At 44.8% G+C, this 10,816-nt stretch carries 10 protein-coding genes and 1 tRNA gene; 7 read left to right on the top strand and 4 right to left on the bottom strand.

From position 1 onward, the window contains the following. Positions 1-37: 37 nt before the first annotated feature. Positions 38-994 carry a methylenetetrahydrofolate reductase [NAD(P)H] gene (gene metF / locus WC615_RS20400; RefSeq protein WP_372979904.1) on the top strand — a complete coding sequence of 319 codons (957 nt, stop codon included), beginning with the start codon at positions 38-40 and terminating at the stop codon, positions 992-994. A gap of 187 nt (positions 995-1,181) precedes the next feature. Here metF and WC615_RS20395 read toward each other — a convergent pair whose 3' ends face one another. After that, positions 1,182-2,825, bottom strand: coding sequence for a S8 family serine peptidase (locus WC615_RS20395; protein WP_372979903.1), 1,644 nt, complete (start codon positions 2,823-2,825; stop codon positions 1,182-1,184). Positions 2,826-2,855: 30 nt separating this feature from the next. Next, positions 2,856-4,397, bottom strand: a complete 1,542-nt coding sequence (locus tag WC615_RS20390; protein ID WP_372979902.1) for an aldehyde dehydrogenase family protein — start codon at positions 4,395-4,397, stop codon at positions 2,856-2,858. Between the two features lie 238 nt (positions 4,398-4,635). On the opposite strand from WC615_RS20390, the gene WC615_RS20385 reads away from it, so the two are divergent. The 4 genes from WC615_RS20385 (at position 4,636) to WC615_RS20370 (ending at position 8,504) form a co-directional block, all read left to right on the top strand. Beyond that, complete coding sequence (locus tag WC615_RS20385; RefSeq protein ID WP_372979901.1) at positions 4,636-6,039, top strand: tetratricopeptide repeat protein; 1,404 nt, start codon at positions 4,636-4,638, stop codon at positions 6,037-6,039. Between the two features lie 406 nt (positions 6,040-6,445). Then, positions 6,446-6,667 (top strand): hypothetical protein, encoded by a 222-nt coding sequence (locus WC615_RS20380; protein ID WP_372979900.1) that lies wholly within the window; start codon positions 6,446-6,448, stop codon positions 6,665-6,667. 13 nt (positions 6,668-6,680) lie between these two features. After that, positions 6,681-7,283 carry a flavodoxin family protein gene (locus WC615_RS20375; RefSeq protein WP_372979899.1) on the top strand — a complete coding sequence of 201 codons (603 nt, stop codon included), beginning with the start codon at positions 6,681-6,683 and terminating at the stop codon, positions 7,281-7,283. A 33-nt stretch (positions 7,284-7,316) separates the two neighbouring features. Continuing rightward, positions 7,317-8,504: a class I SAM-dependent rRNA methyltransferase gene (locus WC615_RS20370; RefSeq protein ID WP_372979898.1), complete on the top strand. Its 1,188-nt coding sequence runs from the start codon at positions 7,317-7,319 to the stop codon at positions 8,502-8,504. A 113-nt stretch (positions 8,505-8,617) separates the two neighbouring features. Here the strand turns inward: WC615_RS20370 and WC615_RS20365 are convergent, their stop codons facing one another. Both WC615_RS20365 and WC615_RS20360 read right to left on the bottom strand, forming a co-directional pair. Further along, positions 8,618-9,070, bottom strand: coding sequence for a hypothetical protein (locus WC615_RS20365; RefSeq protein WP_372979897.1), 453 nt, complete (start codon positions 9,068-9,070; stop codon positions 8,618-8,620). A gap of 195 nt (positions 9,071-9,265) precedes the next feature. After that, on the bottom strand, positions 9,266-9,742 hold the full coding sequence (locus WC615_RS20360) for an Lrp/AsnC ligand binding domain-containing protein (protein WP_067063623.1): 477 nt from the start codon (positions 9,740-9,742) through the stop codon (positions 9,266-9,268). Positions 9,743-9,894: 152 nt separating this feature from the next. Between WC615_RS20360 and WC615_RS20355 the strand changes: the two genes are divergently transcribed. Next, a tRNA-Asp gene (locus WC615_RS20355) sits at positions 9,895-10,006 on the top strand. A gap of 337 nt (positions 10,007-10,343) precedes the next feature. Beyond that, positions 10,344-10,816 (top strand): DUF4920 domain-containing protein (locus WC615_RS20350; RefSeq protein ID WP_372979896.1); only part of this gene is annotated, 473 nt, incomplete at its 3' end.

The raw sequence follows: 10,816 nt of genomic DNA, 5'->3' as shown, positions 1-10,816 counted from the left end.
CGCAATGACATAAGGAAATAAAGACTTACAACCTAAAATGAAGATTACAGAACATATAGCCAATGCGGCAGGTAAGACGCTTTTCTCATTTGAATTGATCCCGCCATTAAAAGGCCAAAGCATCCAGGGTATCTATGATGCTATTGACCCGTTGATGGAGTTTAAGCCGCCGTTTATTGATGTAACATCATTGCGCGAGGATTATATCTATAAAGAGCATGAAACCGGCTTGCTGGAGAAACTGGCTTATCGTAAGCGCCCGGGAACCATCGCTATTTGCGCGGCTATCATGAATAAATACAAGGTTGATACCGTACCGCATTTGCTTTGCGGTGGTTTTACCAAGGATGAGACCGAAAACGGCCTTATCGACCTGCAGTTTTTAGGGATAGACAATGTGCTGGTTTTACGTGGGGATGCCCGCCGTGGCGACGCCTCATTTGTGCCAACCCCAAACGGCCACTGTTACGCTACCGACCTGCTGCAACAGGTAGTGAATATGAACAATGGAGTTTACCTGCATGAACATTACGAAGGTATCCTGAAAACGGATTTCTGCATAGGTGTGGCTGGTTATCCCGAGAAGCATTTTGAAGCGCCAAACCTAAAAACCGACTTTAAATACTTAAAGCAAAAGGTTGATATGGGCGCAGGCTTCATCGTAACCCAAATGTTTTTTGATAACCAAAAGTATTTCGATTTTGTGAACAGCTGCCGTGCAGAGGGAATCAACGTACCCATCATCCCGGGATTGAAACCTATCACTACATCAAAGCAACTGGTTAACCTGTCTAAAACTTTCCATATCGATATTCCCGAAGCTTTGAGCGATGCGATAAACGATTGTAAAGAAGAAAAGAATGTAAAAGATATTGGTATCGAATGGATGATTGAACAATGTAAGGATCTGGTGAAATTCGGCGCGCCGGTATTACACTTCTACACCATGGGTAACCCCGGGCCAACAAAACGCATTGCTGAGGCGATATTTTAATATCCCAATATTCACCCTGTCATTTCGAACGAGCGAGAGCGAGGAGAAATCTTGTTCAATTGACAGCCGGCGAACTGTGCATAATGAAAAAGATTTCTCACTATCGTTTCGGAATGACAAATGATTATAAACAAGAAATGCCCGACTAATCGTCGGGCATTTCTTGTTTATAATGCGAGAGGATAGCTTATATCCCTTCGCCTTTTAGTTTTGATGCTGCAACTAATGCCCTGTAGGCGTTAACCACGCCACCTGTTTTTGAAAGGGTTGTAAAATCAACCTTTTCGGTTTGGCTGCCCGGTTTTAAAACCACGGTGCCGGTTAACGGTGTTGCCGATTCCAGTATCACCCGCTTAAGCTGTTTTGCACTCAGGTTAGGGTAATACTCCAATACCAACGCGGCAATACCCGCGGTAATTGGTGAGGAAAAGCTGGTGCCATCGGCAGTGTTAAGTTCGGCATCCATATTTACAGAGGTTACTTTAACACCCGGTGCAAATACATCCACATTTTTTTTGCCGTAGTTACTGAAAGTACCTGCAAGGTTTGCATCCAGCTTATCGGCAGATGCGCCAACGCATATTACATTATCGGCATCAGTACCGGAGCCATCCTCAAAGGTATCATTCGGGAATTGTGGTTTGGCGTCAACATCCTGGTTATCATTACCCGATGCCTGCACCAACAATACATTTTTACCGGCAGCGTATTTAAAGGCCTCGTCAACCCATGCTTTATGCGGCGATAGCTTTTTACCAAAGCTCATGTTGATGATCTTCGCGCCGTTATCAACCGCGTAATGTATCGCGTTAGCAATATCTTTATCGTACTCATCGCCGTTAGGTACAGCTTTAATTGCCATAATGCGCACATTATCGGCTACGCCGTCAATACCATATTTGTTATTACGTACAGCGCCTATTAAGCCTGCTACGCCGGTGCCGTGCTCGGCATCAGCAAATTTGATGAGGTTACTGCCATAAGGTTTGCCATCTTTCTCGTCCGGGTTGTCGCCAACAATACGTTTGCGGGCATCCAGGTCGGGGTTAACATCATTGTTCAGTTTAGCAAGGTATTCGCTCAGGTCGTTAATGATCTTGGCGTTAGTGTCATCGCCACCTTCCTGATCAAAAACAGATGCCCATACAGCTTTACTTTGTTTAACGGTATCGCTTTCAGAGGTGATCTTCGCCAGGTCGCCCTTTTTAAATGAAGCTCCTGATGTTAATTTAAGCGCTTTTTTTACATACCCGCTAGTAGTCATCAAAGCGTTCATGATGGGTTGCAGCTGCTGTATCTCGGTTTTTGATTTGTTTAAGGTGGTATTATACGTAAGTTTTACAGATTCCCAGTAAGCAAATTCCTTTTCGCTGCCGGCAGGGGCCGATGTAAGGTTTTCATATTTAGGTTTTAACCTGTTATATTCGCGTACCTCTTCGGTGGTTTCGGTAAAATCACATTTACCGCCCGGGCCGCCTAAAAAATTCCAGCCGTGCACATCATCAACGTAACCATTCTTATCATCATCAATGCCGTTGCCGGGTATCTCTTTGGTATTGGTCCACAGTACAGGTTTAAGGTCGGCCTGTGCGGTGTCAATACCGCTGTCGATAGTAGCTATAATTACTGTTTTGCTTTTTTTACCTTTTACAAACTGGTAAGCCTGGTTAAGGCTGATGCCGAAATATCCATCGGTTTTAAGGTCCATCAGGTGCCAGTTCTTTGGCAGTTCGGCAGCGGCTTTTGGCGCAACTTGCGCCGTTGAGTTAAAGCTTATTAATACGGCACCACACAATAACGTGCCGGTAATGAGTTTGCAAAATTTATACATGCGTTATAAATGGGTTTTATGATTAAAAAATTACAGGTCGAATTTAATACCCTGCGCTAAAGGCAACGTTTTAGAATAATTTATAGTATTGGTTTGGCGCCTCATGTAAACTTTCCAGGCGTCAGATCCGCTCTCGCGGCCACCGCCGGTTTCTTTCTCGCCGCCAAATGCGCCGCCTATTTCCGCGCCGGATGTGCCTATGTTTACGTTGGCAATTCCGCAATCAGAACCCGCGTAAGAAAGGAATGTTTCTGCCTCGCGCAAATTATTGGTCATGATGGCTGATGATAATCCCTGCGGAACACCGTTCTGCAGATCAATAGCTTCTTCGATAGTAGAATATTTGATAAGGTAAAGTATCGGCGCGAAGGTTTCATGCTGCACGATCTGGTAACGGTTCTCTACCTCGGCAATACAAGGTTTAACATAACAGCCCGATGAATAAGCCCCGCCATCCAGCTTGCCGCCTTCTACCACAAACTTACCGCCCTCGGCTTTACATTTCTCAATCGAATCTAAATATAAAGCAACCGCATCCTGATCGATCAGCGGCCCCATGTGGTTGTTCTCGTTTAGCGGGTCGCCAATTTTTATTTGCGCGTAGGCTTTAACCAATTTTTGTTTAAAGGCTTCGTAAACACTTTCGTGTATAATAAGCCTGCGGGTACTGGTGCAACGCTGCCCCGCAGTACCCACCGCACCAAATACAGCGCCAATAAGCGACATATCCAGGTCGGCATTTTCGGTGATAATGATGGCATTGTTACCGCCCAGCTCTAAAAGGCTTTTACCAAGGCGTGCGCCAACTGCCGCGCTAACCGCCTTGCCCATACGGGTTGATCCGGTTGCTGATACCAAAGGTACACGCGTATCGTTGCTCATCAGTTCGCCTATGTTGCGGTCGCCTATTACCAGGCAGCTTACGCCTTCTTCAATATTGTTTCGTTTAAAAACCTCCTGCGCTATATGCTGGCAGGCAATGGCTGTTAAAGGTGTTTTTTCGGATGGTTTCCAGATGCAAACATCGCCGCAAACCCAGGCAAGCATGGCATTCCAGCTCCAAACCGCCACAGGGAAGTTAAAGGCCGATATTACGCCGATGATCCCCAGCGGGTGATATTGCTCATACATGCGGTGCTCGGGGCGCTCGCTGTGCATGGTAAGGCCGTACAACTGCCTGCTAAGCCCAACGGCAAAATCGCATATATCTATCATTTCCTGCACTTCGCCGTAACCTTCCTGCAGGCTTTTGCCCATTTCGTAGGATACCAGCGTGCCCAGTTGTTTTTTATTCTCCCGCAACGATTCGCCTATCTGCCTTACTATCTCGCCACGCTTAGGTGCCGGTATAGTGCGCCAGGTTTTAAAAGCCTTTGCGGCGGTCTCCACTACGGTGTTATATTCATCCGCAGTAGCAAACTTTACGGCAGCTATCTTTTTACCGTCTGTTGGCGATACAATATCTTTTGTAACAGCATTGGCGCTGCTACCCCATTGACTGCCAGTACTAAACGCATGGTTAATGTCGTTTATATGTAAATGATCAAGAATATCTTTTATAGGTAAGCTCATAATTGGTACTTTTGTCAAAGGTAAAAATCTTTAGGGCAATTATTCTTCAACTCATCGCTTGCCGGCTAAAATGCTTTACATTTATTATCAGCCACTTGTATTAACGCTTGTTTAATAATGTTTGTATGTTGAAAACTTAATTGACTTATGGATGCTTATTATTGTAATTTGAACTCATGTTTAAGCCTTGCGGATAGACATCCGCCGGGAAAATATGGTGTTCTGCAAATAAACTTGAATGGAAGAAGAATTTGAATTTGGTTTTACCGAAGATCCAAAGTTTTCGGTAGAACGGTACGAAGAGATGATTCGAAATCATGATCAGTACTTTTTTGACGCGCAGGCGTTTGAGAACATTATAGACTACTACATAGAAAAGAACGACCCGGCAAAAGCCCTGCAGGTATCAGAATATGCCCGCAACCAGCACCCGTTTGCCGCGGTATTTTTAATAAAACAGGCCCAGTTGCTGGTAGTTACCAATCGCGCAAGCGAGGCATTTGCCGCACTTGAAAAAGCCGCTATGCTGGAAGCCAGCGACGCCGATATCTATATCATCCGTGGTAACCTGTACGAAAGTATGGAACGCAATACCGAGGCTTTAGAGAATTACGAAAAAGCGCTTGAACTGGCCGAGGAAACTGACGAGATATTGTTGCACATTGCCTACGTTTACCAAAACATGGGCGATTATGATACCGCCATTACCTACCTTAAGCTTTGCCTTAAACAAAACATGGAAAACCAGGATGCCCTGTACGAGCTGGCATTTTGCTACGATGTTTTGGATAACCAGGAAGAGAGCGTTCAGTTCTATCAGCAGTATATAGATAACGAGCCTTACAGCTATGCCGCATGGTATAACTTAGGTAATGCATATACCAAACTTAGTTTGTTCGAGAAGGCTATCGATGCATACGATTACGCCATACTGATCAAAGACAGTTTTGCATCGGCTTACTTTAACAAAGGTAACGCCCTGGTAAATCTGGAAAAATATGCCGAAGCTATTGAGGTGTACCGCCAAACTTTTGAGTACGAACAGCCTAATGCAGATACATATTGCGCCATAGGCGAGTGCTACGAAAAGCTGGAGCAAATGGACGAGGCGCGTTCGTTCTACAAAAAATCGGTTAAGATGGACCCTAAACTGGCAGATGCCTGGTTTGGGATTGGTGTAACGCTTGATTTTGAAGAACGCTATTTTGAGGCCCTGCACTTTTACAAAAAAGCGCTCGACCTGGATATTGCCAATGCCGATTACTGGTTTGCCATTGCCGATGCGGAATACAAGCTTGGCCACCTGCCCGAAGCCGAACAGGCTTACGAAAAGGTTGTGGAGCTTAACCCGCTTGATGTGGATGCATGGCTGGATTACTCGTCTATACTATATGAGCAAAAACGACTGGTTGATGCTATTGAGGTAATGTCGCAAGCCATCAAAAACAACCCGGACGCTGCAGAGCTGTACTACCGCATGGTAGCCTACCTGTTTGCCAAAGGCGAATACAATGAAGCATTGAACTACCTGGAGATGGCGCTGGCGTCTGACCCGGAGAAACATTACATCCTGTTTGATTACCTGCCGCAATTACAGGAGAACAAGGTGATCATTGATATCATCAACAGATATACGAAGTAGTGAGTGGTGAATAGAGAACTGTGAGTGGTTCTCATTTCATTAGCCCAACAGATAATACTCAAATCCGACTCAATCAAATGTTAAAAGCCAAACAGCAATGTTTGGCTTTTTTGCTAAATGACAAATCACTTTTGAGGGACTATACTAATATATAATTAAAGCGGTGGCACTATTCTGTCAGTGGTCGTTTTTTAAATAATTGATTTTTAGCTAATTAAAAAAATACACCGCGTTCACGGCAGTGAACGTGAACACTATTGTTCCCTCCCCTGGGAGGGTTAGGGAGGGGTTCGCCGCTTTGTTAGACCCCTCCCTGCCACCACACCGGCCTTTCACACCCCTCCCAGGGGAGGGAATTAGAAAACAACCCCAGCTTTCATCCGTTGTTCTTTAAAACCCAATAATTATGAATACTCCAGATAGTTCAACCCCGGGGAACAACCTCCCTTCAGAAGGGCAACCCGACGACCCGATAGTAAATGCAGAAGAGCAGTACGTGATCACCAATAAAGATGATGCTGAAAAGGTAACTAATAAAGATTCCACCGTGGCGGATACTGAGGAAGTTACCGAAAAGGTGAGCGAAAGCGAGAAAGTTGCGCCACGGCCGCCTGCAGAAAACCTATAACATCAGATCAACCATGAAAGCGCTGATATTAAATTGCACCTTAAAGCCATCGCCCGCTGTTTCAAATACCGAAGCTTTAGCTAATACCTTTATCGATGAACTGGAACGCCTTGGTGTAAAAACAACCTTTATACGCGTGGCTGATCATCATATCATCACCGGCATAAAATCTGACCTGGGTAAGGGCGATGCATGGCCTACAATTCTGAAAGAGCTTTTGGCATCAGAGATACTGATTATAGCCACCCCCACCTGGATGGGCACCATGAGCAGCGAGGCTTTGAAAGTTTTGGAGCGCATAAACGGCCTGTACCCTAAACGCGATGCGCAGAACCGCCCGGTCACATTCAACAAAGTAGCGGGTTTTGTAGTTACCGGCGCCGAGGATGGCGCCCGGCATGTGGTATCTGAAATTGCAGGCGCGCTGATGGATGTTGGCTTCACCATAGCACCGCAATCATACACCTATTGGAATAATGGCCCCGGCCCGGGTGATAATTATCTGGAGAGCGATTACCGTAAGGAATGGTCGATAGAAACGGGGAAAGCCGCAGCGGCTAATGTGGTGGCAGTTGCTAAAGCATTAAAAAACACACCTATCCCCGGCAGGGAATAACATTGGCAATGATATTATTACCTTTGCAACCGTATGATAGATGTTGTATTAAAAAAGGGTAAAGAGAAAGCAGTACTGCACAAACACCCCTGGGTATTTTCGGGGGCGATAGAGAATGTAAAAGGTAAACCTGCCAATGGCGAGATCATCCGCCTGCTGGATAGCAAAAAAGATTTCCTGGCCTACGGCTTTTACAATGATCAATCGCGCGTGGCAGTGCGTTTGCTGGAATGGGACGAAGCCATTGCGGTTGACGACAATTGGTTCCGCGATAAAGTGCGGGTAGCTGTTGCCGGTCGCGCACATATCCTGGCCGATGGCAGTACAGATACCTGCAGATTGATCTTCAGCGAATCCGACTACCTGCCGGGCCTTATCGTAGATAAATACGCCGATCATTTGGCCGTACAAGTGCTTACCTCGGGTATGCAAAACGCAATGCCTGTTATTATAGATGAACTTAACCAATTGCTGAAACCCGCCAGCATTTATGATAAAAGCGACGCCACCTCCCGCTCGCACGAAGGATTGGAAACCACCAATGTATTACTTGCAGGCAATGAACCGCCCGAACTGGTGATGGTGAAAGAAAACGGCATCAGCTACGGCATCAACATCGCCGAAGGCCAAAAATCGGGTTTCTACTGCGATCAGCGTTATAACCGCCAGGTACTGGCCAGTTATGCCAAAGGCAAAAAGGTATTAGATTGTTTTAGCTATACCGGCGGCTTCACCTTAAATAGTTTAAAAAACGGCGCTGCATCGGTAACCAGTGTAGATAGTTCTGCCCTTGCATTGGAAACTCTCGAAGAAAATATCCGCCTCAATAAATTTGAAACGACAGAACACAGCGCCATCAAATCTGACGTGAACGCGCAACTGCGCAAATTCAGGGATGAGGGCGAAATGTTTGATGTTATTGTACTTGATCCGCCAAAATACGCGCCATCGCGCTCTGCGCTCGACAGGGCATCACGCGCTTATAAAGACCTGAACCGACTGGGTATGCAATTACTTAACAGCGGAGGCTTATTAGCCACTTTCTCATGCTCGGGTGCTATGGATATGGAAACCTTTAAACAAGTGCTTGCATGGGCCGCTTTGGATGCCGGGAAGCAGGTACAGTTCATCTACCAGTTCCACCAACCCGAAGACCATCCCGTTAGGGCATCATTCCCTGAAGGGGAGTACCTGAAAGGGCTTTTGTGCAGGGTTTGGTAGTATAATTCGTCATTGCGAGCATAGCGTGGCAATCTTCGATAGAAAGCTGACAACAAGCATGTCGAAGATTGCCACGTCGCTATCACTCCTCGCAATGACGTGATTAAATAAATTTATTTCAACTTCATAAACCGTTCACCTAAAATAATGGTATAACCCATTGTTTTGGCTACGGTTACTTCTATACGGTCGAATGTTCCTTTGTTGGCACCTTTCCAACCAGCTTGACCATTGTCGCCATATTTTAGCACCAATACCATCTGGTAGTTTTCGTTCACATCGCTTTTGCGTACGTTTATTTTACCTTTTGCATCGGTTTCAATCCAAAATTCTACGGGATAGGCAGGCACCTCATGCACCTGGAACTTACCGGTACCATCTTTATTAACATCTACAATAGGTTCTTTGTCGCCATCTTTACTATAACTGTAATGCCCAACAATTTCGGCGGGGATGGCTTTGGTGCCGTAATAGGTATTGTTATTAATGTTAAAGGTTTCAACCTTTTGGGCAAAGGCGGTAATTGCCATAATTGTGAATAGCGCGCCGAATAATAGTTTTTTCATGGGATGATAAGATATTGGTTACATGAATAAAGGTAACCGTGTGGCCAGTTTTAAAAAATACCCATAAGTAGGTAATTAAACAGGCCAAAAACCACAAAGCAACCTCTAAACCATGTAGCCGGTACATAGTTCAGAGATTGCTTCATCCCACGCAATGATGCGTGGAGTATACTATTGGCAGGAAACCTAAAGTAATTAATCCAGTGTTATCTGGCGTTTAATGCTTTCCTCTAAGGATATAAATGTTTCGGTGCGTTGTATGCCTTTAACGCTTTGAATATTCTCGTTCAATACCTCGCGCAGGTGGTTGGTATCGTGGCAAACAATCTTGGCGAAAATGCTCCAGCTGCCGGTAGTATAGTGTAGCTCTACAATTTCGGGCACCATTTTTAATTGCTTTACGGCTTCATTATATTGCGAACCTTTTTCCAGGAAGATCCCCAGGAAAGCGGTTACATCATAACCCAGTTTTTGCGGATTCACTTCCAGGCTGGCACCTTTTATTACACCCATTTCCTCCAATTTTTTCATCCGCACGTGTATGGTTCCGCCGGAAACGATCAATTCTTTTGCGATTTCGGTGTAAGGAGTGGTCGCATTCTTCATTAATATTGATAAAATTTGTATATCAAGATTATCAATTTCTAAATTTTGAGGTTTCCTGTGAGGCATAATTTTAAATATCTATATTCAAATACAAGTATAATTATAATAAAAGTAAAAATAAAAATATTTTGTTGAAATATTTGCAAGAAAGTGCCAACTCCGTTAGATTTGTATAAAGCAAATGACAATTGCTATATCGTTCTTTTAAAAACAAACATTGTTGGGTGGTGAAATTTTTGGCAGACACACCTCCTTGTCCCGGTGGCGGAGAATATGGGAAACCCGAAGCGGGCTAACCACTCTGTGAAGGTTCGAACCCTTCCCCAACAGCTAAGTTTAAAGTCAAAAGTATCAAGTTCTAAGTCGAAAGCCGACTTAATCCTGAAAACTTTAGACTAAGGACTTAAACATCCTGTAGGATGGTGAAATTTTTGGCAGACACACCTCCTTGTCGCGGTGGCGGAGATCATGGGAAACTCTTAGCAATAAGAATAACCACTCTTTGAAGGTTCGACCCCTTCTCCTACAGCTCTTCTCATAATTTAGGTTTATAATTGGTTAGTAAAGGCCCCTGCCCATCAGGGGCTTTACTTGTATAAGAGGGTTTTTGTTTTGAATGTAATAACCTCTAATCATCCCCGAATTTTAAAACTAACAGCTATACCGTATGTTAACTATCATAATGAAACGGTTACTTACCCTTGTTTTTATTTTTTGTACGATAACCGGTTTTGCCCAAAAGCATACCCCTTTACCGCATGGAATGGTTTTTGGCGATAAGCCAAAAGATATTGCACCCGTGCCGGCCTACAAAATAGAGGGTTTTATGGGTAACAAGATCCGGCAGACAACGGCCCTTGTTGGTAAGATCATTAATGTCACCAAAGAGCAGGGGGGCTGGTTTGAAATGGATGCCGGCAAAGGGAAGGTAATTGCCGCGCATTTTAAAAACTACAATATAAAACTCCCGCAGGCTATTAAAGGCCGCACAGTAATTATTGAAGGCGTTGCCCAGCGCCTGTTAACCGCCGATGATATGCAGCATTTTGCCGGTGACACCGTAACCGGGGCTAAACAGCATAAAGAAAAAGTAAACCCCAAAGCACGCATTACTTTTGAGGTCTGGGGCCTGATGTTAGT

The sequence above is a fragment of the Mucilaginibacter sp. genome, assembly GCF_041663085.1.
GTDB lineage: Bacteria > Bacteroidota > Bacteroidia > Sphingobacteriales > Sphingobacteriaceae > Mucilaginibacter.
This window is presented reverse-complemented; position numbering and strand designations above follow the sequence as displayed.

Coding starts and splice junctions, on each gene's coding strand:
- WC615_RS20380 (WP_372979900.1), top strand. CDS start 6,446: ATGAATACTCCAGATAGTTCAACCCCGGGGAACAACCTCCCTTCAGAA.
- WC615_RS20365 (WP_372979897.1), bottom strand. CDS start 9,070: ATGAAAAAACTATTATTCGGCGCGCTATTCACAATTATGGCAATTACC.
- WC615_RS20390 (WP_372979902.1), bottom strand. CDS start 4,397: ATGAGCTTACCTATAAAAGATATTCTTGATCATTTACATATAAACGAC.
- WC615_RS20370 (WP_372979898.1), top strand. CDS start 7,317: ATGATAGATGTTGTATTAAAAAAGGGTAAAGAGAAAGCAGTACTGCAC.
- WC615_RS20375 (WP_372979899.1), top strand. CDS start 6,681: ATGAAAGCGCTGATATTAAATTGCACCTTAAAGCCATCGCCCGCTGTT.
- metF (WP_372979904.1), top strand. CDS start 38: ATGAAGATTACAGAACATATAGCCAATGCGGCAGGTAAGACGCTTTTC.
- WC615_RS20360 (WP_067063623.1), bottom strand. CDS start 9,742: ATGCCTCACAGGAAACCTCAAAATTTAGAAATTGATAATCTTGATATA.
- WC615_RS20395 (WP_372979903.1), bottom strand. CDS start 2,825: ATGTATAAATTTTGCAAACTCATTACCGGCACGTTATTGTGTGGTGCC.
- WC615_RS20385 (WP_372979901.1), top strand. CDS start 4,636: ATGGAAGAAGAATTTGAATTTGGTTTTACCGAAGATCCAAAGTTTTCG.